19 protein-coding genes are annotated in these 22,319 nt (G+C 67.5%); 7 read left to right on the top strand and 12 right to left on the bottom strand.

Going from position 1 to position 22,319, the window contains the following annotated elements; all coding sequences use genetic code 11:
* The first annotated feature begins 22 nt into the window (after positions 1-22).
* From QNO12_RS03605 to QNO12_RS03585, 5 genes are read left to right on the top strand one after another with little or no spacing between them, the layout of a single operon-like run.
* Positions 23-1,264 (top strand): glycosyltransferase family protein, encoded by a 1,242-nt coding sequence (locus tag QNO12_RS03605; RefSeq protein WP_257502931.1) that lies wholly within the window; start codon positions 23-25, stop codon positions 1,262-1,264.
* The gene (locus tag QNO12_RS03600; RefSeq protein WP_257502932.1) at positions 1,248-2,420 is read left to right on the top strand and encodes a glycosyltransferase family protein; all 1,173 of its coding nucleotides are present in this window, start codon (positions 1,248-1,250) and stop codon (positions 2,418-2,420) included. Before QNO12_RS03605 ends, QNO12_RS03600 begins: the two co-directional genes overlap by 17 nt.
* A 2-nt stretch (positions 2,421-2,422) precedes the next feature.
* Entirely contained in the window at positions 2,423-3,592 is a 1,170-nt protein-coding gene (locus QNO12_RS03595) for a glycosyltransferase family 4 protein (protein WP_257502933.1), read from the top strand.
* Complete coding sequence (locus tag QNO12_RS03590; protein ID WP_257502934.1) at positions 3,589-4,836, top strand: glycosyltransferase family protein; 1,248 nt, start codon at positions 3,589-3,591, stop codon at positions 4,834-4,836. The genes QNO12_RS03595 and QNO12_RS03590 overlap by 4 nt, the downstream gene beginning before the upstream one ends.
* A 24-nt stretch (positions 4,837-4,860) precedes the next feature.
* Complete coding sequence (locus QNO12_RS03585) at positions 4,861-5,943, top strand: glycosyltransferase (protein ID WP_257502935.1); 1,083 nt, start codon at positions 4,861-4,863, stop codon at positions 5,941-5,943.
* Here QNO12_RS03585 and QNO12_RS03580 read toward each other — a convergent pair.
* The 4 genes from QNO12_RS03580 to QNO12_RS03565 are packed head-to-tail and all read right to left on the bottom strand — an operon-like array spanning position 5,940 to position 10,477.
* A complete protein-coding gene (locus QNO12_RS03580) occupies positions 5,940-7,736 on the bottom strand; it encodes an ABC transporter ATP-binding protein (protein WP_257502936.1) in 1,797 nt (598 codons plus the stop codon). The genes QNO12_RS03585 and QNO12_RS03580 overlap by 4 nt on opposite strands.
* A gap of 55 nt (positions 7,737-7,791) precedes the next feature.
* Complete coding sequence (locus tag QNO12_RS03575) at positions 7,792-8,778, bottom strand: Gfo/Idh/MocA family protein (protein WP_257502978.1); 987 nt, start codon at positions 8,776-8,778, stop codon at positions 7,792-7,794.
* Positions 8,775-9,875, bottom strand: a complete 1,101-nt coding sequence (locus QNO12_RS03570) for a DegT/DnrJ/EryC1/StrS family aminotransferase (RefSeq protein WP_257502937.1) — start codon at positions 9,873-9,875, stop codon at positions 8,775-8,777. The genes QNO12_RS03575 and QNO12_RS03570 overlap by 4 nt, the downstream gene beginning before the upstream one ends.
* Positions 9,872-10,477, bottom strand: coding sequence for an acyltransferase (locus QNO12_RS03565; protein ID WP_257502938.1), 606 nt, complete (start codon positions 10,475-10,477; stop codon positions 9,872-9,874). The genes QNO12_RS03570 and QNO12_RS03565 overlap by 4 nt, the downstream gene beginning before the upstream one ends.
* Positions 10,478-10,555: 78 nt before the next feature.
* Between QNO12_RS03565 and QNO12_RS03560 the strand changes: the two genes are divergently transcribed.
* A complete protein-coding gene (locus QNO12_RS03560) occupies positions 10,556-11,257 on the top strand; it encodes a glycosyltransferase family 2 protein (RefSeq protein WP_257502939.1) in 702 nt (233 codons plus the stop codon).
* A complete protein-coding gene (locus QNO12_RS03555) occupies positions 11,257-11,646 on the top strand; it encodes a DUF2304 domain-containing protein (protein WP_257502940.1) in 390 nt (129 codons plus the stop codon). Before QNO12_RS03560 ends, QNO12_RS03555 begins: the two co-directional genes overlap by 1 nt.
* Here the strand turns inward: QNO12_RS03555 and QNO12_RS03550 are convergent.
* From QNO12_RS03550 to QNO12_RS03515, 8 genes are all read right to left on the bottom strand, one after another.
* Entirely contained in the window at positions 11,643-13,595 is a 1,953-nt protein-coding gene (locus QNO12_RS03550) for a DUF6541 family protein (protein WP_257502941.1), read from the bottom strand. The genes QNO12_RS03555 and QNO12_RS03550 overlap by 4 nt on opposite strands.
* Positions 13,595-14,341 (bottom strand): ABC transporter ATP-binding protein, encoded by a 747-nt coding sequence (locus QNO12_RS03545; RefSeq protein ID WP_257502942.1) that lies wholly within the window; start codon positions 14,339-14,341, stop codon positions 13,595-13,597. Before QNO12_RS03545 ends, QNO12_RS03550 begins: the two co-directional genes overlap by 1 nt.
* Positions 14,338-15,240, bottom strand: a complete 903-nt coding sequence (locus tag QNO12_RS03540; RefSeq protein ID WP_257502943.1) for an ABC transporter permease — start codon at positions 15,238-15,240, stop codon at positions 14,338-14,340. Before QNO12_RS03540 ends, QNO12_RS03545 begins: the two co-directional genes overlap by 4 nt.
* A gap of 107 nt (positions 15,241-15,347) precedes the next feature.
* Positions 15,348-17,762 (bottom strand): FG-GAP repeat domain-containing protein, encoded by a 2,415-nt coding sequence (locus QNO12_RS03535; protein WP_257502944.1) that lies wholly within the window; start codon positions 17,760-17,762, stop codon positions 15,348-15,350.
* 91 nt (positions 17,763-17,853) lie between these two features.
* The gene (locus tag QNO12_RS03530) at positions 17,854-18,957 is read right to left on the bottom strand and encodes a glycosyltransferase (protein ID WP_257502945.1); all 1,104 of its coding nucleotides are present in this window, start codon (positions 18,955-18,957) and stop codon (positions 17,854-17,856) included.
* A gap of 5 nt (positions 18,958-18,962) precedes the next feature.
* A complete protein-coding gene (locus tag QNO12_RS03525) occupies positions 18,963-20,441 on the bottom strand; it encodes an LCP family protein (RefSeq protein WP_257502946.1) in 1,479 nt (492 codons plus the stop codon).
* Positions 20,438-20,905, bottom strand: coding sequence for a 5-(carboxyamino)imidazole ribonucleotide mutase (gene purE, locus QNO12_RS03520; protein WP_257502979.1), 468 nt, complete (start codon positions 20,903-20,905; stop codon positions 20,438-20,440). The genes QNO12_RS03525 and purE overlap by 4 nt, the downstream gene beginning before the upstream one ends.
* A gap of 151 nt (positions 20,906-21,056) precedes the next feature.
* Positions 21,057-22,193: a 5-(carboxyamino)imidazole ribonucleotide synthase gene (locus QNO12_RS03515; RefSeq protein WP_257502947.1), complete on the bottom strand. Its 1,137-nt coding sequence runs from the start codon at positions 22,191-22,193 to the stop codon at positions 21,057-21,059.
* Positions 22,194-22,319: the final 126 nt, after the last annotated feature.

Raw genomic sequence — 22,319 nt, 5'->3', positions numbered from 1 at the left:
CCCCACTCGAGGAGCAAAGGGCGTGGTGAATCGGCACGCGCTGCCTCGTTGGGGCAATGCTCTGATCGACGCGATCGCGGACGCGCCGATGAGTCCGCTAGGTCGCCTCGCTGCGAAACGGATGGGGCGCCCTGCCCCCCGCGGCAGCATCCCTTCGACGGTCTTCGCCGACCGGCCCCGCCGCGTGCTGATCGCACCGGTGAATTACTCGGCTCAGGGTGTGGCGTGGGCGCGCGCCCTGGAGCAGGCCGACGACACGATTTCCGCCCGGAACATGGCTGTCGATGTGCCCGGCGGCTTCTCCTTCGATGCTGACCTCGTCGTGCCCGTCGGCACGTACCACAACGACCCCGATTGGCAGCGTCGTCAGTTCGAGGCGGCGTGCACGGCGACGCATGTGCTCATCGAAGCGGAGGAACCCCCATTCGGTCGGATGCTGGGAAGATCGGTCGCCGCCCAGGCCAGCGCGCTTGTGGACCGTGGGGTGGATGTCGCCTTCCTGGCCCACGGCACGGACGTGCGTCTCCCGTCGCGACACATGGCCGACAATGAGTGGTCGCACTACGCCGACCCTGCGGTGTACGCACCCCGCGCCGAGACCCTCGCCGCGCGCAACATCGCCCTCCTGGAGACCAGCGGACGACGCGTGTTCGTCTCGACGCCGGACTTGCTGGCGGATGTGCCGTCAGCCGCGTGGTGCCCCGTCGTCGTGGATCCAGCGCGGTGGGCGACGGTGCGCGAGCAGCGAGAGCCCGGCCGCCCGCTGCGCGTCGTGCACGCCCCCTCGCACGATGCCGTCAAGGGCACCGAACTCATCCTGTCCACGCTCGAGCGGCTCGAGGATGCCGGCCTCATTGAGCTCGAACTGGTCCGCGGAGTCCCGTCCGCGCTGATGCCCGAAGTGTTCGCAAGGGCGGACGTGGTGCTCGACCAGTTCCGAGTCGGCTCGTACGGAGTGGCGGCGTGCGAGGCGCTCGCGGCCGGATGCGTCGTCATCGGCAGCCTTTCGGACGCGGTGCGTGACGAGATCCGGACTCGCACAGGTCGTGACGTCCCCATTCGCCAAGCGAGCCCCGCCACGCTCGAAGCGGTCCTCCGCGACCTTACGGTCGACACCCGCATCGCACGGATCCGCGACGCCGGAGTGGACTTCGTTCGACATGTCCATGACGGAACGATGTCGGCGCACGCGCTGATCAGCAACTGGATCGAGCCGCACCCGTCATCGCCCGCAGAGGAGCACGCACATGCATCCGATAGTTGAGCGCGCCTGGAAGATCGTTCCCAAGCCGCTGCAGGACGCCATCGCGTCCGGCATCGATAGAGCGCGCGGCGTCACCCCTCCCCCACCGCCCGAGCCGGACCTGAGCAAGAAGTACCGCCTGCTCGTGGGCCCCGTCAACTACGCTGGGCAAGGTTATCGCTGGTCCAGAGCTCTCGAGGAGTCCGGCGAGGTGTCGGCCCGCAACTTCGTCCACACCGAGAACAACGTCCTGCAGTACGACGCCGATTACCTCGTGACGTGGCGCACGGCGGAGCATTCACGGGCCTGGCAACGCGCCATGGTCGAGGCGATCGCCCGCGACTACACGCACGTTCTCATCGAGGCCTGCTATCCGGTCCTTGGCGGACTGTACAGCGGCGACCTGCGCAAGCAGGTGGCCCTCATGCAGAACTCCGGAGTGCGCGTGGGAATCGTCGGGCACGGCACGGACGTTCGTCTGCCATCCACGCATATGGCCGCCGATCCCTGGTCGTACTTCCACAACGACGTCTGGGTTCCGGCGGACCTGCTGGAGCCGGTCGTCGCCGAGAACCTGAAGTTCATCGGCGAAGTGGATGTTCCCACCTTCGTCTCCACTGCCGGGCTGCTCATCGACGTGCCGAACGCTCATTTCCTCGGGGTGATCGTGGACCCCCGCAAGTGGGCGAATGACGAGCCGCTCCTGGTGCGCGAGCGCGTCAAGGTCGTGCACGCCCCGACGAACCCGAATCTCAAGGGCACGATCGACATCGCGCCCGTCGCCCGCCGTCTTCACGAGGAAGGCCTGATCGAATACGTCGAGATCACCGGCATTCCGAACGATCGGATGCCCGCCGTGTTCGCCGACGCGGACGTCGTGCTGGACCAATTCCGCACTGGCGACTACGGCGTTGGCGCATGCGAGACGATGGCGTCCGGGCGCATCGTGCTCGCCCACGTGAGCGAGCAGGTGCGCCGCGAGGTCGAGCGCCACGCGCAGATGCCGCTTCCGATTCCGGAGACGACCATCGACACCGTGGAGGAGATGCTGCGCGACATCGCCGCACGGCGGGAGCACTATCGCGCGCTCGCGGCCACCGGCCCCGAATTCGTCCGCCGTCTGCACAACGGGGACTTCTCCCGATCGGTGCTCATGAAGCACTTCATCGAGGCCTGACGGTGCGAATCACGATCGTGTCGAGGATCTACCGCCCGGAACCCGCCTCGGCATCGTTCTTCCTCGGATCCGTGGCCGATGCGCTGCTGGCCGATGGCAACGAGGTGGACGTGCTCACCTCGCGACTGCCGCGCGGAACCGCTCCGCACGCGCGCGGCGAGCGCGTGCGGACCTTTCCGGTCATCCGCGATCGCAACGGCTACGTCCGCGGGTACCTCCCGTATCTCAGCTTCGACATCCCCTTGGCGTTCCGTCTGTTGTTCGCCCGTCGACCGGATGCCGTTCTCGTGGAGCCGCCACCGACCACCGGCGCGGTCGTGCGTGTGGTGTGCGCCATACGACGGGTCCCGTACGTTTACGATGCGGCGGACATCTGGTCGGATGCCGCGGACATGGCGACCGGGTCGCGAGCGGTCATCCGGATCCTGCGGGCGGTCGAGCGGTTCGCCATGCGGGGCGCTGCCCACCTGGTCACGATCAGCCAGGGTGTCACGGACCGGATGCGCGCGCTCGGCATCGATCGGCCGGTGACGGTCACCGGCTTCGGAGCGGACACGAGCGAGTTCTCGGTGACGCGCGCACCCGCTGAGCAGGCCTTCGTGTACGCCGGCAGCTACTCGGTGTGGCATGGCGCGGACGTGCTGTTGCAGGCCCTGGCCGAGTTGCGCACGACTCATCCTGCGTACACGCTGCGGGTGATCGGCAACGGCGAGCGGGAGGCGCTGGAGGCGCTCGCACGCGAGCTCGAACTCGATGATGCCGTCGAGTTCTTTGATGCCGTCTCCCCCGCCGAGCTGGCCCCTCACCTCGCGGGTGCCGTCGCCACACTGGCAACCCTCAAGCCCGGGACAGGATACGACTACGCCTTCACCTCGAAGGCCTATTCCTCCCTGGCCGCCGGCTGCCCCGTCATCTTCGCGGGGCCCGGTCCCACCGCGGCATTTCTGAACGATGCCAACGGCCGCGTACGGGCAGGGGCCGCCGTCGCGTACGACCCCGCCGCCATCGCCGCCGCCATGCGCGAGTTCGCCGATGATCCGCTCACGGTGCCGCAGAGAGAGGCGCTGGGGGCATGGACGGCGGCCGAGCACTCCATGGCCGCGGTCGCACGGCGCGTGGCTGCGGTCATCGAGGGTGTGGCTGCGGCAACCCGCAGGAAGGCGCTGGTGTGAGCAGGCTGATCTCGGGCCCCGTCGACTGGATGGTTCGGCACCGCTCCTCCATGCCGGCGTGGATCGATCACCTGATGGAGTCCGTTGCGCGGCGTCCCGACGGCATCGCAGGCCGGATTGCATCACGACTTCTAGGCGGCGGCGGAACAGGTCCGGTCACCACGGTTCCCGATGCCGCCCTGCGGGTCTACATCGCGCCGACGAACTACTCGGGACAGGGATACCAGTGGGCGCGTGCGCTGGAGCGCGCCGACCACCGGATCGGAGCGCGGAACATGGCCGTCGCCCTTCCGGGTGGATTCTCCTTCGCTGCCGACACGAGCGTGCCGGTGGCAGTCGTCAACTCGTCCGATCGGTGGCAGGAGGAGGAGTGGCAGGCGGCCCGCAGGTTCACCCACGTTCTCTTCGAGGCTGAGCGATCGATCTTCGGCCGCAGGTTCGATCGCGACCCGGCCCGGGAGATCGCCGCGCTCGAGGCCGAAGGCGTCTCGGTCGCATACCTCTGCCACGGCACCGACATCCGCGATCCCGACAAGCACGCGACGCTCACGCCCTGGTCGCTCTACCCGGAGGATCCGCGCACGGACGTCCTGCGCGAGGACGCACGGGCCAACCTGCGCCTTCTCAGCACGCTGCGCCGCCCCACCTTCGTCTCGACCCCCGACCTGCTGCTCGACGTCCCGTGGGCCTCCTGGTGCCCGGTCGTCGTGGACCCGGGTCGCTGGTCGACGGACAGCGCGCCGTTCCGCGGCGAGCAGGTCCGCATCGTGCACGCCGCGAGCGCGCCACTGCAGAAGGGCAGCCACTACATCGAGCCGGCGCTGGATGACCTGGTGCGGTCCGGCGCCGTGGAGTTCCGTTTCATCACGGGAACCCCTGCCGCCGAGATGGACGCGGTCTTCGCCGGCGCGGACATCGTCATCGACCAGTTCCGCGTCGGCTCGTACGGGGTGGCCGCGTGCGAGGCGATGGCGGCAGGACGGGTCGTGGTCGGCCACGTCGTTCCTTTCGTCCGCGAGCACGTCGAGGCGGAGTACGGGATGCCGCTGCCGATCGTCGAGGCCACACCCGACACGCTGCGCGAAACGATCGCACGCCTCGCAGAGGACCGCACCGCGGCACGGGCGATCGCGGCATCCGGTCCGGCCTATGTCGAGAAGGTCCACTCCGGCGCGGCAAGCGCGCGGGTGCTCATCGATGACTGGATCCGGCCGACGTCGGCGACGATCTCGCCGGGACCATGACGTGAGCCTCGATACGATCGATCCATGAGCCAACCCGTGGTCGATGTGACGATCGCTGTGCATTCCGCCACCAGGCCGATCGCGCGAGCGGTCGCGTCGATCGTCGACCACACGGAGGCACCGGTGCGTGTCAACGTGGTCGCCCACAACATCGACCCCGAGGTCATCCGCGAGAACCTCGGCGCGTACGCGAGCCACCCGCAGGTGCGGCTCCTCGCCCTGCGTGACGGCGTCTACTCCCCGGCCGGCCCCATGAATCACGGCCTCGACCATTCGGACGCGCGCTTCGTCGCCGTCATGGGATCCGATGACGAGTTCGCGCCCGGCGCGGTCGACTCGTGGCTCGCGCTGCAGAGGGAGACGGGCGCGTCGACCGTTCTCGCCCGCGTGCGGATCGGCAGCCGCGGCATCGATCCGTATCCCCCGGTCCGCCGAGGACGGCGGACCCGCCACCTCAGCGCCCACAAGGATCGGCTGGCCTATCGCAGTGCACCGCTCGGACTCATCGAGCGGGCGCGTTTCGGCGACCTGCGGTTCACCGAGGGACTCCCGTCGGGCGAGGACCTCGCCTACTCTGCGACGCTGTGGTTCACGGGCCGCAACCTCGCCTACGACCTCACCGGGCCGGAATACATCATCAACGACGACGCGGGCGACCGGGTGACCTTCGCCCCGCGTCCCGTCCCCGAGGATTTCGCTTTCCTCGACGCCATCGAAGCGACCGAATGGTTCGGCGGTCTGTCCCGGCCGAATCGACGGGCGCTTGCGGTCAAGATCCTGCGAGTGCACTTCTTCGACGCGGTGCTGGCACGTACGCAGGTGCCGGAGGGGATCGGCGCACACCGCCACGACCTGATCGCGGTATTGGATCGGATAGAGACGATCGCCCCAGGCGTGACGCACCTGCTCGCCCGTGTGGACCGGCGGGTGATCGACGAGGTTCGGTCGGCCTCACCCGATCCGAAGGCGATCCTGCACTTCATCGACGCGCGCTGGAACTACCGGACCATCGGTGCGATGCTGCCGCGCAACCCGTTCCTCACTCTGCACCGGCAAGCACCGTTCCGCACGCTCTACGCGGGGATGCGCGCAATGTCCGCGGTCTAGTGATCCCGGTCTCGGGCAAGCCCGGCCAGCAGCACCTGTTCAGCGAACGACGGTAAGGAGGCTGCCACCTCGTAGAAGGTTCCCTGGCTGACAATCACTCCCTCGTCGACGTAACAGACCCGGTCGTAGTCTTTGATCGTCGACAGCCGATGCGCGACGGAGATGAGGGTGACCTCGCCTTGGAGTGCCTTGATCGACTTCGTCACCTCGTCCTCGGTCTTCGTGTCCAGCGAGCTTGTCGCCTCGTCCAGAACGAGCACCAGCGGGTCGGTGTACAGGGCCCGGGCGATGCCCAGACGTTGCTGCTGGCCACCGGAGAGCGAAACCCCCCGTTCGCCGATCCGTTCGTCGATCCCGCCCGCCCGCGAAGCGACGAGCGAGCCCAACTGAGCCCGCTCGAGTGCGCGGACCACGCGTTCCCGGTCGATCTCGTCATTCCATGTCAGCGCAACGTTCTGAGCGATCGTGCCGTCGAACAGAGCGACGCGCTGAGGGACGTAGCCGACACGTCCACGCCATTGCCGCAGAACCGAGTTGAGGGGGTGCCCGTCGATGCGGATCTCCCCGGACGAGGGCACGCTTAGCCCGAGCAGCAAGTCGATGAGCGTGGACTTCCCCGCACCAGATGGCCCTACGATGCCCAGCGAACTGCCCAGCGGGATGTCCACGGACATTCCGCGAATTACGTCCTCCGACGCCTTCGGGTAGCGGAACCGCACGTTCTCCAGCCGCATCTCGCGCGGTTTATCGGCGAGCTCCGCTGTGTCAGCCGGCGTCGTGGAGGTCTTCATATCGTTCTCCGACGCGATGAGGTCGCCGATGACGTCGGTCGCGGAGGGGATGCTTGCCACCGCCTGAACGATGCCCCCCTGGATGCCGTTGATGGCTGGGATAAGTCGGAAGCCCGCCGTAGCGAAGAGAGCCACAGACGTGAGCGCAGCGGTGAGACCGCCCTGGAAGAATGATGCGCCACCGACAAGGATGATGCCGCCGATGAGTGCGATCTCGAACACGAAGCCGGGAATGATGCCGAGGATGGAACCGTTGGCACGGGCCCGCACCGACCGTTGGCGATTTGTGGTGACCAATTCCGCGACATCGGACAGCCGGTTGCGCAGGCTCAGTTCCTTGAGTGCCTCCATCATCTCTGTCATCAGGATCGCCACACGGTAGCTGTACTCGAGGTTGACCTGAGCAGCCTCCAGTGCGCGTTTCGTGACGAACTGATGCACGATCAGCGCGATCAGCGTCAGATAGACGAGCGCGATGATCGAGATCATGGGATTCACGACAAGAAGCACGGCCAAGACGAGGACGAACGTGAACATCGAGCTCGGGACGCGCATCAGCGGCAGCAGGAAGCCAGCCATCGTATTGGCGATACCGGCATCCGCGATGCGTGTGATCTCCGCTACCGAGCGCTTGGAACGCTGCTCCCAGCTCGAGTTGATGTAGGCGCGGAACATCCGATCGCCGATTTCGAGCTCGTACTTCGCGAAACGCCTGGTTGCATGCCAGTGCAGCGAGACCGAGCAGATCGATTTGACGATGATGAGCACGAGCGCCGACAGCGCCAGCAGCGGAGCCATCTCTGGCGTGATTTCACCGACGATCGGCAGGTCGAGCGTTCCTCCGGTGATGGCCGGACCAATGACGATCGCCAGCAGCGACATAGCGACCACATCGAGCAGCGTGACGAGCGTCGTCGCGATCATGTAGAACACAAAATATCGCTGCGCCCCCAGGGGAAGCAGCGGCAGGAGGTCCTGCAGCACGGCCCAGACGCGTTTCATGATCGGCCTCCGGCCCTATCCGCTGCGGATAGGTCGTTCGGATACAGACGCGTCATCAGAATGTGACCGAGGCGCCGTCGGCCGCCGAAGTGAGCGCCCCCTCGACGACCTCCAGCGTGTGCAGGCCCTGTTCCATCGTGACGACGTTGCTCGGCAGCCCGAGCACTGCGTCGCGGAACGCCTCGTGCTCGACGCGTAGCGGCTCGCGCTTGGCGAACGAGAATCGGGTCACGTCACCCTCGGACACGCCCCGGAACGACGAGACCGAGTCCCATTCAAGTGCGATCGTCCCGTTGGCGTGGAAGGTGAGGTCGCCTGTCGCCGTGTCGGCGATGTACGTCCCCCGATCGCCGGTGACGACGGTCACCCGCTCCTTCATCGGGCTGAGCCAGTTGATCAGATGGTTGACGATCACGCCATTGGAAAGCCTGCCTGTCAACGCGATCATGTCCTCGTATTCGCGGCCGCTCTTGAAGGTGGTCTGGGCGTACACCGTCTTGTATTCGCTCTGAGCGACCCAGGCCGTCAGGTCGATGTCGTGGGAGGCCAGGTCCATGCCCACTCCCACGTCGGCGATTCGTGCGGGGAACGTGCTCTGGCGGCGGGTGGCAATCTGGTAGACCTCGCCCACGTCGCCGTTAGCCAGGCGGCGTCGCAATTCCTGCAGGGCGGGATTGAAGCGCTCCACGTGTCCGACCGCGCCCACCAGTCCTCGCGAGGAGAACGCGTGAGCCATCAGGCGGCCTGCTTCGGTGGAGTGCGCGATCGGCTTCTCGACGAGCGTGTGGATGCCGGCTTCGGCCAGTGCCATCGCCGCAGCGAAGTGGTGCCGGGTAGGAACCGCGACGACGGCGATGTCGATACCGGAGGCGATCAGTGCCTCGACGTCGGGAAGCACGTCCAAGCCCGCCGCAACGCCATGGGGGTCGCCGCCAGGATCAGCGATGGCGACGAGCTCCAGACCCTCGACTTCGCGCAGCACCCTGGCGTGATGCCGCCCCATCATCCCGATGCCGAGAAGCCCCGCCCTCAGCGCCATCAGGAACCCGCCCCGGCTACAGCGTTGACGGCAGCAGCGACGCGGTCCAGGTCTGCGGCGGTCAGCGAAGGGTGCACGGGCAGCGAGACGACCTCACTCGCCGCGACTTCCGTGACCGGCAAATCGAGGCCGGGCGCGAACGGTGCGAGCGACGGAAGCCGGTGGTTGGGAATCGGGTAGTACACGCCGCTGCCGACCTGGTACTCGTCCTTCAGCGCCTTCACGAAACCGTCGCGGTCCTCGGGAACGCGGATCGTGTACTGGTGGTAGACGTGCACGGCGCCCTCGGCCACCGTGGGTACGACAACCCCGCGAAGACTCGCGTCGAGGAAGGCGGCGTTCTCCTGGCGGCGCCGGGTCCAGGCATCCACCTTCGTAAGCTGGACACGGCCGATCGCGGCGTGGATATCGGTCATGCGGGCGTTGAAGCCCACGACCTCGTTCTCATACTGCTTCTCCATGCCCTGGTTGCGGAGAAGACGGACTGCGCGGGCGAGCTTGTCGTCGGCCAGTGTGACCATGCCGCCCTCGCCGCTGGTCATGTTCTTGGTCGGATACAACGAGAACATCGCGAACGCGCCCCATGCGCCGACCGGCCGTCCGTCGAGGGACGCACCATGGGCCTGCGCGGCGTCCTCGTAGAGGGCCACGCCGTGCTTCTCGGCGATGGACGAGAGCTCGCGGAGTCGAGCGGGGTGCCCGTACAGGTGAACGGGCAGGATGCCGCGGGTCCGTGGTGTTATCGCAGCCTCGACCGCGGCAGGGTCCAGCGAGAATGTCTCTGGCTCGATGTCGACGAACACCGGCGTCGCACCCGTCAGCGCCACCGAGTTGCCGGTCGCTGCGAAGGTGAACGACGGAACGATGACCTCGTCACCGCGGCCCACGCCCGCGGCAAGGAGCCCGAGGTGCAGGCCGGATGTGCCGGAGTTCACGGCGACGGTCGGACGCCCCTGCACGAAGTGCTCGGAGAACTCGCGTTCGAACGCGGCAACTTCCGGCCCCTGGGCGACCATGCCGGTGCGTAGCACTCGGTCGACCGCCTCGCGCTCGTCAGCGCCGATGATCGGCTTGGCGGGAGGGATGAAGTCCAGCGTCACAGGGTGACCTCTCTGAGTGTGCCATCGACCTCTGTATAGATGTCGGAGGAGACGGGACAGTGCCACTGTCCGTCACGTTCGGTGAGTGGGTGACCTGAGCGGCCGACCCATCCGATGCGGCGCGCCGGTACACCCGCGACCAGGGCGTACGCGGGCACGTCCTTGACCACGACGGCGCCGGCGGCGACCGTGGCCCAGGCGCCGATGGTGACCGGCGCGACGCACGTTGCCCGGGCTCCGATCGATGCCCCAGTCTCGATCGTGACGCCGACGGGCTGCCAGTCATGGGCGCTCTTCAGCGTGCCATCGGGATTGATCGCCCGTGGATAGGTGTCGTTGGTCAGCACGACGGCAGGGCCGATGAAGACGCCATCGCCCAGACGGGCGGGCTCATAGACAAGGGCGTAGTTCTGCACCTTGCAGTTGTCGCCCATCACGACGCCGGTGCCGATGTAGGCGCCCCGTCCGATCACGCAGTTCTGGCCGATGACGGCCCCCTCGCGCACCTGCGCGAGGTGCCAGATGGACGACCCACCCCCGATCGTCGCATCGACGGACACGTCTGCGGAATCCGTGACGCGCACGGCGGAAGACTGGCTCACGTTCGGGGGCTCCTCGCGACTCCGGCATCGGACCGCGGAGTGCAACGTCGAGTCTACCGCCTCTGCAAGAATGGAACGATGAGCACTGAAGGCCCTTCGGGAGAGCCGTCTCCCGGAGATGGGGCGTGGGTGGTCATTCCGCTCTACAACGAGGCATCCGTCATCGGCGAGGTCATCACCGGCCTTAGGACGTCGTTCCGCCACATTGTCTGCGTCGACGACGGATCCTCCGACGGCTCGGCCGACGCCGCCCGCGCAGCCGGGGCCACCGTCGTGTCGCATCCCGTGAATCTGGGCCAGGGCGCTGCCCTGCAGACAGGGATTGAGTACGTGCTCGAACATCCCTCTGCACGCTATGTCGTGACCTTCGACGCCGACGGCCAGCATCGCGTGGAGGATGCCGTCGGCATGGTCGCAGAGGCGCGCCGCGCTGACCTCGCCATCGTTTTCGGGTCGCGGTTCCTGGATGACCGCACCCGGCCGGGCTGGATGAAGCACGTCATCCTCAAGACCGCCGTGTGGGTCACCAACCAGACGACCGGCCTTCGTTTGACCGACGCGCATAACGGCCTTCGGGTCATTCGCAGGGACGCGGCCCGCTACGTGCAGCTGAAGCAGGACCGCATGGCGCATGCCACGGAGATCGTCCTCCAGCTCGGAAACACCGGGCTGCCGTGGGCGGAGTATCCCGTCGAACTCCTTTACACCGACTATTCGAAGGCGAAGGGTCAGAGCGTGCTGAACTCCGTGAACATCCTCGTCGACTTGGTCGTGCGCTGATGCTGATCCAGATCATCCTGATCGTCGCGATTGTGATCATCGGGTTCCTGGTGATCCGCAATCCAGGCAGCGACAGTCACCTCGCGATCCGACGTCTGTTGCTGTTCGGCTTCGTCATCGTCGCGGTGCTCTCGGTGCTGTTCCCGCAGTGGCTTTCCTGGGTGGCGTCGCTGATCGGTGTCGGCCGCGGAACCGATCTCCTCCTCTACGCCCTTGTACTGGTCGTGCTCGTGGTGATCGCCACGCAGTACCGCACCAACGTCGAGCAGAACCGCCGCATCACCCAGCTCGCGCGTCGAATCGCCCTGCTGGAAGCGCGCGAGAGCGAGCGCCAGCCTTCCGTCCAGGACGACAGCGCGGCACCGCCGCATACCGAGCCGCTGCCTTAGTCGCAGGCTGTGACCCGCCAGAGGGATGCCTGACCCTCGCGGTCCACGAGCTCAAAGCCGTCGGCCTCCGCCAGACCCGTGAATCCGGGCAGGACGTAATGTCCGTAATCAGCGTCGCCCGGACCGAAGTCCAGCACGTACCGGGAGCCGATGGCATCGAGCGCAGGGCAGACCAGCGGGTCCGTGGCCACCGCATTGAGGTTGCCCGCGAGCACCTCGTAGGCCTGCGTCCGAGGTGGCTGCCATGTCTTGGGATAGACGGCATGCTCACCCAGCGCATACCCGAAAGCCATTCCGGTTGAAGGGTTACCCAGGACGAGCTGGTCGGCAGGCACCCGCTGCGGCAACCGTTCCAAAAGAGCGAGCTCATCAACACTGAGGTACGACGACTCGTCCATCTGATACCACGTCGCATGGTCCACAGCACCGCTCCACACGTCGCGCCACTGGATCACCGGAGCCACGGCGAGGGAGACAGCGCCGAAGGCTGCCATGACCCCGATGGTCCACGCGGCGGCCGTCGTGCCGGGGTCCGGGCGGCGTGCCTTCTTCGATCGCGCGCGCAGCACGTTCTGCGCCCAGGTCGCGACAGCCGACACCCCGATCCCGGCGAGGGGGATGACCACCACGGGAACTAGCGCCGCGATCCGGTACGGATCGTCGTAGAACGGTCCGGTGATCGCGCGAACCGCGGGGTTGCCGACGGCGACGGCGACGAAGTACAGACAGGCGATGAGGACCCACGCCGTCGCCAGCCAACGCAGAGCCTGTGCGCGCGCACACACGATCAGCCCGACGATCATCAGGATGCTGACCCCCCAGGCGGCCGGGAAGCCGAGCTGGCTGTTGATGAGGATATCGGCGAGTGCCTGGATCCTGCCGCGCGAGTGCGGCCACTCGCCGGTCACGAGCCCGCCCATCACGAACCAGACGGCCGCCAGCGCGAACACGCTCGCCAGTGCCGCGATCAGCATGGCAGCACGCTGGCGTAGGGTCGCGCTACGCCACCTGCCGCCGATCCACCACACCGCAAACGACACCACGAGAAGCCCCCACGCCAGCAGCAGCGACGGATGTGCGAGGGCCACCGCGGCGACACCGACCAAAATGAGCAGCGCACCCCAGACGGCGTCTCGCGCGTTCCGCTCGGACCCCCTCAGTCGTCTGGGCAGATCAATCGCCGCGGCGACAGCTGCGGGCAGCAAGGCGATCGCCAACAGCGCCGGATACAGCACGCCCCACTGGATCATCAGGAGCGGAAAGGCCACCAGGGCCGCAGAGAGAGACGCTGCTGCCGCCGCCGCCAGCCTGTTGCCGTCGGTGGCCACCGACGTCAACCAGGCGATGCCCGATGTCCACACCAGGGCACCGATGACGATGGTCATCGCATTCGCGACGACGACCAGGTCGGCGTCCGTCGACATCGCGACCAGAGAAGTTGGCGCATGCCAGGCTGCGGGATAGAAGCTCGATATGTCCAGCATCCCGGTGATGTCGAGGGACGATGCCGAACCGGATTCGAGGATGTATCGCAGCGCGTTGAGATGGAAGACTGCGTCGTTGGTCTGAGAGACGTTTTGCGGTTCGCCGATGTACAGCGCCAGCCGCAGTGCGGCCAACACCGTGCCGACAGCGATACCCGCCGGCACAATCCAGTGCGCCCCAGGCTGCCAGCGGGCCGCGACAGGTGAAGGTCGAACCAGGACGCGGATGCCCCACACTGCGAGCACCACCACTGCAGCGGCACCTGCGGCCGTCCATGGCGACCAGGGGATTCCGCAGAGCCCGAACAAGAGCGCGATCGTCGCAAGGATCGCCGTACTGGCGACCGGCGCGAATGCGGCCAGGGCGAGTCCGCGCAGCCTGGCTGCCATGCCGAAGGCGAGTCCGGGAACTACCATCCACCCGACAGCTGTCAGCACGACGCCGGATGCGGCGACCCATCCCATCACTCAGCGCCGACGATGACGATGGCTCCCTCGACGGGGCCGTCGTAGACCACCGACCCCTTGCTGATCACGATTCCGCGCGTACACAACTCGCGCACCATCTCCATGTCGTGACTGACCACGACGAGCGTCTTGCGCCTTTGGATCAGTTCCTGAAACTTGAGTCGGCACTTCTCGCGGAACGGCGCATCGCCGACGGAGAGGATCTCGTCGACAAGGAGGATGTCCAGGTTGACGTGGATGGCGACCGAGAACGCAAGTCGCATGAACATACCCGACGAGTAGTGCTTGACTTCTTGATCGATGAAGGGCTCGATGCCGCTGAATGCGACGATCTCGTCGTAGCGCGCTTCGATCTCCTTCCGACTCATTCCCAGGATCGCCGCGTTGAGGAATACGTTCTCGCGACCCGACAACTCGGGATGAAACCCAGCTCCGACTTCGATGAGTCCAGCCACTCGCCCACGCGTCAGCACGGATCCGCCATCGGGCTGCATGACGCCGGAGACGAGTTTGAGAAGCGTTGACTTGCCCGAGCCATTCAAGCCGAGGATCGCGACGGATTCCCCCTCGTTGATGACGAGGTCAAGGCCCTTCAACGCCTCGAACTGGCTTGTGAGCTTCCGGCCACGGATCCACGAGACGATCGTGTCCTTGAGAGAGAACGCGTGATTGAGGGTGAATGTCTTGTGAACGTCTGCGACGATGATGCTCGGTCGCTGTTCGGTGACGGCCTGAGTGCTCATAGGTCCTGCGCAAACCTTCCCTCAAGGCGGCGGAAGACCGCCTGACCGATCAGCAGGACGACGATCGCGATCAGGAATGTCCACAGGGTGTTGACCGCCAGGCCCGGGGGAAGCGCAAGCGTCGTCTCAGTCACCGGGTACCAGAACGCGAAATGGAAAAGTTCGACGGCCTGCGTGATGGGGTTCAGGAGATACACCTCGAGCAGCCAGGAGGGCCAGCCCAGCTGGTGTATCGCCTCCTTGACCATGACCCACGAATACAGGACAGGCGACGCCCAGGTGGCCAGCAGGAGGAGAAGTTCCACGATGTTCTCCGCGTCGCGGTAGCGAACGTTCATGGCGCCGAACAGCAGCCCGAGCCCGAGGGCGAACACCATGACCAGCAGGGCTCCTGCCAGGACGGCGAGGACGGACAGGATCGAGATGTGGGCTGTCCACCCCAGAAACAGGCAGACGATGAGCAGCAGCCCGACCTGCGGAAGAAAGTGGACGAAAGCCACCATGACTGCGGACACCGCGAAGAGTTGCCGGGGCAGGTAGACCTTCCGCACAAGAGGGGCGTTGCCCACGATCGACGTCGTCGCGTTCTTGAACGCCTCGCTGAAGAGGTTGATCACCACGATCCCCGAAAAGAGGTAGATCGCGTAATTGGAGATGCCGCGCTCGAGGTTGAGGAACAGCCCGAGCACGACCCAGAACACCAGAAACTGCGCGGCGGGGCGCACATACGACCACGTCCAGCCGAGGATCGAGTTCCGATAGCGCGTGGTGACGCCCGTTCGGACGAGCAGACGCAGCAAATAATGCCAGCGGAACACGTCGAGCAGGCCACCTGCTTTTCCGGGCACGTCGAAGGCAGAGCGCGGCACCTGCGCGAATGGATCTCGGATCTGGGACACTGCTCGACTCATCGGGGTAGACGTTGCGGCCCATTCCGCACACAGGTTGCGATTCTACGACAGCCGCCGACGCCGTAGATGCCAAACGACCGGGCGCGCGATCTCGGTCAGCCGAGCTGGATCATCCCATTCCAGCCCTGTCCGATGACCGCATCGCTCTGCCAGCCCCCACGACCGTCGCCCCGGTAGAGGTAAAGCAGACCGCCCGCGGTGCGCGCAAGCACGTCGGGGCCACCGCTTCCGTCGAAGTTGCCCGCGCCGATTATCGCCGTGAACCCGAACCAGTTGACGCCGATCGCGCGGGGAGTCCGCCATCCTCCCGAGCCTGAGCCCGGATAGAGCCAGAGGGCGCCGTCAGCCAGGCGAGCGATCATGTCTGGTGCGCTGTCGCCGTCGAAATCTCCCGCATAGAACAAGGCGTTCACGCCGCCCCAGCCGTTGCCGACGGTCGTGAGGCCGCCGAGCCAACCACCGACTCCGTCGCCGCGGTACATCACCAGGTTGCCCGATGCGTCGCGCCCGACGACGTCGACGTTGCGGTCCCCGTCAAAGTCGACGCCGCCGACCAGGAGACCTATTGAGCTCCATCCGTTGCCGATCGCGATCGGAGCCTCGTAGGTGCTGTCGCCGCGCCCTTTGAGCAGTTCGAAGGTGCCGTCGGCGAGCACGCGCCCCAGATCTGCTGCGCCGTCCCCTGAGAAGTCGCCCATCGTCACCAGCCGACTTCCGATGGGCCATACGCCTTCGATGGCGCTCGATCCGCGCCAACCGCCCGTTCCGTCACCTCGGTACGCGAGCAACTGGCCGCCCTCAGTCAGGGCGAGGACGTCCCGAGCCCTGTCACCGTCCACGTCACCGGCACCCGCCGGGAACACCCGGACGTTCGCCGTGTCAGGTCCGGTGCCCGCGATATCGACCATTCCACTCCAGCCGTTCCCCACCCGGGTTCCGCCGGCGATGCGCCCGCCCCCCGCACCGTAGTAGTGCCAGAGGCCCCCCGCGGTGTCGCGTGCCAAGATGTCGCGCACGCCATCGCCGGAGAAGTCACCGGGGCTGAAGACAGCCGTCATCCCCCACCAGTTGCTGCCGATCTGCGTCGATCCTCGCCAGCTGCCCGAACCGTTGCCGGTGTACAGGTACAGGTTGCCGTTGCTGTGCCGAGCGACGAGGTCGGGCGCGCCGTCGCCATCCATGTCAGCGCCCCCGGAGAGCAGACTCATGCCGCCCCATCCGGTGCCGACCACGATGGGTGCCCGCAGCCGGCCGGCTCCCGTGTTGCGCCAGAGCAGCAGGTCGCCGACGCCGTTCGTCGTGAACGCATCCGGCGCGCCGTCACCGTCGAAGTCACCGGCCGCTGTGGCGAGCACGGCCCCGGACCAATCGGCGCCCAGCGGGCGGGTTCGGCCGTACGTGGTTCCTCCGTCACTGAGGTACAGGGTTGTCATGCCGCCGGCGCTCACACCGATCACGTCGCGATGGCCATCGCCGTCCAGGTCGCCGACCGCGAGGGCGCGTCGCGCGTCGGGCATCGAGGCCACCTTGATCGGCGTGCCCCAGGATCCACCGGCCGCGAACGGGTAGGCCCAGAGAGTTCCGCTGGAATCGAGAGCGGTGACGTGCGCAGACGAATCCACGGAGGCGACGGTCGGCAGCGGCGTCGAGCCGAACCAGTCCGTGAAGTACTGATAGAAGTTGCGGTTGCCGTAGCTCGAGCAGCCGTCACCCTCGCCGTAGCCGGCGCGGATGGCCGCCGCGTTCGGCTGATAGGGCGTGTAGTAGTAGAGGTTGGCCGTGGCCTGGTTCTGGATGTACACGGGCGACGAGCCGCATGCCTCGTTCGGGTGCCAGCGAACGTTCCATGTCTTTCCGGGCGCGTACCAGGTGAAGTACTGGCTAGTCCCTGCCGGGTTGGCATAGCGCTTCAGCTGCCACGCCGCGCCGTACATCTGATTGAAGAAGCCGTAGTACCGGGTGTCACACGCCGCGGTGTCGGGACAACCCTGTCCCATCGCGATCGTGTAGCGCCAGTCGCTGGGCCAGGTGTGGTTGACCAGACCCTGCTCTTTCTGAAGCATCACGATCAGCACCTGGGGATTGATCCCGCACGCCTGCGCGACCTTGTAGATGATCGTGGATGCCCGCTCGCGCGTGCCGCCGGAGTACGCTCCGCACATCGCATCCGCTGCGGTCGTGCGCGAGGTGTCGTACCAGTCCTTCAGACAGATGTATCCGGACTGGCAGTTGGGCACCTTGGCCTGCAGGAAGGCCTGGATCTGAGCTTCGGACATCGTGCCCTTGTCGAAGAATGCCGCGTCGCTGATGATGTGCCCGGGCTGGAACTTCGACAGATCAGCGGTCTTGACCGGACCCTGCGCGACGGTGGCCGCGGCGGGTGCGGGCTGCGCCACGGCGGCCCCGCTGCCGGCGCTGATCATGCCCAGGACGAGTGCGGCGGTCGCGGCCCAGCTCACGGCCAAGGTCACGGCACGCGCTCTGGATCGGGGGGAAGCAACCGTCGTCATGTGACCAGTGTGACTGAAGTTGCAGATGAATACCAAAGTTTTCTGGAAACCACCACTACCGACACGCGCAAGTCAGACGTTTCGCGGCGGTCTACAAGTCGGCGTGCAGCTGCCAGACCCGGTCGGCAGACTCGCGCCACGAATAGGCACGGCCGCGGTCCGCCGCCAGCACCCCGAGACGTTCCACCGACGCGGCAGATCCCAGCGCCCGGCCGAGCGCGTCGGCCAAGCCGTCGGCCGGAACCAGCATCCCGCCGTCCACGACCAGCTCGTCATGGATCGGCGAGGATGCCGCCACCACCGGCACCCCGAGGGCCAGTGCCTCCAGGATCCGCCAGGGGAACGCGCTGCTGTGCGCGGGGGCGACGAAGACCACCGCGCCACCGAACACCGCGGCACGATCCTCGGTGGACAGGACGCCGCGCACGTGGAGATTGCGCTCGGGGATGCCCGCAGCCGCGGCGAGGTCGGCGATCGCCGGTTCCTCCCCTTCGCCGGCGCCGATGACCACGACCGGCAGATCCAGCGCGGCATGGCCGACGGCATCCAAACCCGCTGCCAGCGCGTCGCGGGGAGCAGCGTGGCCGGCGAGCAGGACGAATCCGTCGGGGAGATCGAGCTGCCGGCGCCGCCCGACCTCGTCACCCGGCACGGCGAACCCGGCCGGCGCGGCGCCCGCGATGACCCGGATCCGTTCGCCGAGCTTCGCGATCTCGCCCAGCCGCACGGCCATCGAGTGCGTCGGAACGACCACCGCGTCGGCGTGCTTGACGGCGCGCTTGAGCATCGCGCGATGCCACGAGACGATGGGCTTGGGCCAGTCGGCGGGGGCCTCCCAGGGTCCCAGATCCCAGATGGTCACGACGGTCTGATCGTTCTCGTGCACCCGATCGTGACGCACCAGGGGCGCCAGCAGCGTCGGGGAGTGGATCATCCCCCCGCCGATACCGGTCGCCAGGCCGAACTGCAGGGCGGCGGCAAGCTCCCGCCGTGCCAGCGCCGTGCGGCGCACGCCGACGAGCCCGGGGATCTCGACGGGCCGGTCCGTGGGTCCGGCAGGCGCGATGCCCTGCACCTCGCAGCCGGCGGGCGTGCCGGCGACGAGTCCGCGGGTGAGTTCGCGGGCGGCGGTGGCCAGATCGGGATCGGTCGGCGCGACCAGCTGGTCGAGCATCACCCGGAGCGTTGCGGTCATGCGGCTCAGCCTTCGGGTGTGGGCGTCTGCGTGGGCGGATGCAGGGCGAGCCGCACGAGCTCCTGGATGTAGGGGTAGTCCGGGTCGTACTCGTCGATGCCGCTGGCGGGGGTGAGTTCGATGGTCGTCACCGGCTGCTCCTTCGCCTTGAGCGCGAGATCGGCGAGGAAGGGCAGCATCGACTGCGGCAGGTCGGTCTGGAAGAGGTCCTGTCCCGCGGTGGCGACGTCCTGGAACCGGGTCAGCACCGTCTGCGGCGTGAACTGCGCCAGAATCGCCTCCTGCAGCTGCCGCTGGCGCTTCATGCGATCGAAGTCGTCGGTCGTGTAGCGCGACCGGGCGTACCACTGGGCCGTGTCGCCATCCATGTGCTGCGCCCCGGCCTCGATCCAGCCGATCGCCCACTCGTCGGCGGGCTGACCCGCGTACGCCGGTCCGCCGCCCTTGGGCAGGCGCTCCGCCACGGTGATGTCCACCCCACCGAGCGCGTCGATGAGCGCTGCGAAGCCGTGCATGTCCACGAACACGTAGTACGGGATCTCGATGCCCAGGATGCCCTCCGCGGCGTCCTTGGTCGCCTCGATGCCGGGCTCGGAGCTGTTGGCGACAGCATCCGGATACAGGGCGTTCCCGTCCTGGCACACCTCGACCTCGGTGCGCAACTGGTTCACGCCGCTCCCCCACCCGCAGGACGGGTCCGCGTGGCCTTCGTGGCCGTTCGGGTAGCGGTCCTGCATCGGGCCGGGCGCGAAGGGGAAGCGCGGCATGTCGCGCGGGATGCCGGTGATCGTCGTCGCACCCGTCTCGGCGTTGACCGACACCACCGAGATGCTGTCGAACCGCATCGAGTCACGGCCTTCGCCGCTGTCCGCTCCGAGCAGCAGGATGTTGTAGTACCCGTCGCTGGGCGGTACCGGCGGCCCGGTCGCGACGAAGATGCTGCCGAGGGTCTCGCGCACCGTGCCGGCGACGTTGGCGGCATAGGCGGCGCCTGCCGTGGAGAGCACCAGAAGCGCCACTGCGACAGCGGCGATCCCGACGCGTGCGCCGGAACCGGTCTTGACGAGCCGCACCAGGCGCAGCGTGTCGACGGTCAGGACCACCCAGAGGATGCCGTACGCGATCACCAGGCCCTGGATCAGCAGCAGCGGCACGGGCCGCAGCAGCGCCAGCCACTCGGGAAGCCATGCGCCGGTGACCAGGGTGAAGGCCGCGGTCGGCCACAGCAGCGCGACCAGAGCGCCCACGATGACCAGCACCCACATCGCGATGGTCGCTCCGAGGCCGACCCTGCCGAGACGACGATTGCCGGCGACCGCCTGCGCGGATCCGGGAAGGAGGAAATTCAGCAGGACCAGCCACCAGCCGCGTCGCGTCATCACTGCGCGCGAGGCGGTGTCGGGGTAGCGCATCGGACGGTCTTCGACGATCTTCGCCGAAGCCGCCCGGGAGGGGGCCGGGCGTGGCGGGCTGGCCACACTCACAAGGAATCCTTGAGCCGCCGGTTCTTGTCCTCCACCTGGGACTCCAGCTCCCGGGCGTAGTCCTCGATCCGCACGGCCAGCGCGGCATCCGTCGTCCCGAGGATCCGCACGGCCAGCAGCGCGGCGTTCTTGGCCCCGCCGATGGAGACGGTGGCGACCGGGATCCCGGCCGGCATCTGCACGATGCTCAGGAGCGAATCCAGCCCGTCGAGCGTCGCCAGCGGCACGGGCACGCCGATGACCGGAAGGACGGTCACCGAGGCCAGCATCCCGGGCAGGTGCGCAGCCCCGCCGGCGCCGGCGATGATCGCGCGGAGGCCGCGGCCGCGGGCGTCACGACCGTAGCGGATGAGCTTGTCGGGCGTGCGGTGGGCCGAGACGACCTCCACCTCGTGCGGCACGTCGAAGTCGGTGAGGATCTGCGACGCGTCGCTCATGACCCGCCAATCCGAATCGGAGCCCATCACGACGCCGATCAGGGGCGCGTTGGAGGAATGCAGCGGCTGGGACACCCGACCAGGCTAGGGCTGAAGGCTGGAAGAACCCCGCAACGGCGCGGTCCTTCGGTCAGCCGGTTCTCGAGAACCCCGCGCCGACCGCGCCGCGCGGTATGCGTCAATCCTCGAAGAAGGATGCCGCGGCGCGCGCCTCGAATGCAACCTCGTCGAGGTCGTCGCCGACGGCGGTGACATGTCCGACCTTGCGGCCCGGTCGGGGCGCTTTGCCGTAGGTGTGCACCTTCGCGGCCGGGTACGCCTCCATGACCGCGGCGAAGCGCTGGTCCAGGCTGTCCGATTCCGGGCCGCCGAGGATGTTGACCATCACCGACCAGTCGGCGCTCGGCTCGGCATCGCCCAGCGGAAGGTCAAGCACCGCACGCAGGTGCTGCTCGAACTGGCTGGTGACGGCGCCGTCCTGGGTCCAATGCCCGCTGTTGTGCGGGCGCATGGCCAGCTCGTTCACCAGCAGCCGCTCGTCGGTCGTCTCGAACAGCTCCACGGCCAGCATCCCGGTGACATCCAGGCCCTCGGCGATGCCGAGCCCGATCCGCGAGGCGACCTGCGAGAGCCGGCCGGCGCCGTGCGGTGCGGGCGCGATGACCTCGGCGCAGACGCCGTCACGCTGCACGGTCTCCACGACCGGATAGGCGCGCATCTGCCCTGACGGGCGCCGCGCGACCTGCTGCGCGAGCTCACGGGAGAAGTCGACGAGCTCTTCGGCCAGCAGAGCGCCCCCGCGGGCGTCCTCGGCGAGGGCCGTGAACCAGTCCTCGGCTTCCGTGCCCGCCGACACCACGCGGACGCCCTTGCCGTCGTATCCGCCGCGCGGCGTCTTGACGACGGCGCGCCCGCCGTGGGCGTCGAGGAAGCTCTGCAGCTCTGCGGCGTTGAAGACCGCGGCCCATTCCGGCTGCGGCATGCCCAGCTCCTGGAGACGCGCGCGCATGAGGAGCTTGTCCTGCGCGTACCGCAGCGGGTCGGGACCGGGCCGCACCGTCACCCCGGCCGCGACGAGCGCGGCGAGGACGTCCTGCGGCACGTGCTCATGGTCGAACGTGACCACGTCGACGTCGCGGGCGAATGCGAGCACGGTCGCCGCGTCGCGGTAGTCGCCGACGGCCGTGGCCGCGAGCGACGCCGCCATTCCGTCCTGCTCTGCCAGCACGCGCAGGTCGATGCCGATCTCGACCGCGGGTGCGATCATCATGCGGGCCAGCTGGCCGCCGCCGATGACTCCGACTCGCAACGTCATGGGGATCCTTTCGTCGCCTGTTCCGGTCCCATCATCGCGCACACCGGCGCCGCCCAGGATCCCGTCCGGCGGGCATGCGGCATCCCTGGTGTTCACTTGCCCTGGATGTACGCCGAAGCGCTCGGT

This window comes from Microbacterium sp. zg-B185 (assembly GCF_030246885.1).
In the GTDB taxonomy this organism is placed as follows: Bacteria; Actinomycetota; Actinomycetes; order Actinomycetales; family Microbacteriaceae; genus Microbacterium.
Note: the sequence above shows the minus strand (reverse complement) of the source record. Positions and strands in the feature narration are given on the sequence as shown.